Here is a 240-nt window from a genome sequence, read left to right as displayed (position 1 = left end):
GCTCTCGTTGCATTTTTTATTTGATCCGATGTAAGATGTTCAGCGATGCATTGTATGGTGGTATTTAGTCCTTTTGCAGTTTAAATTTTTAAGATTGACTGTGTATCATCTAAGCTTTCATTTTTTTCTTTATCAGCCGTTATTAATATGGTGTTTGACGTTGTAATGTTAGCTTTTAATAACTTTTGATAGTGATTTGGACAAAATTTTATAAACTCTAAATGATGAATTGGTGTTGTA

At 30.0% G+C, this 240-nt stretch carries 1 pseudogene; it reads right to left on the bottom strand.

Annotation, left to right across the window (positions count from 1 at the left end):
- Positions 1 to 240 (bottom strand): annotated as a pseudogene (locus tag JDS95_RS30815) (potassium channel protein); the annotation flags it as partial.

Origin of the sequence: Bacillus cereus group sp. N24 (assembly GCF_016483345.1) — a bacterium.
GTDB lineage: Bacteria > Bacillota > Bacilli > Bacillales > Bacillaceae_G > Bacillus_A > Bacillus_A toyonensis.
The sequence above is the reverse complement of the archived record's forward strand: the minus strand, read 5'-3'. Positions and strand labels throughout refer to the sequence as shown.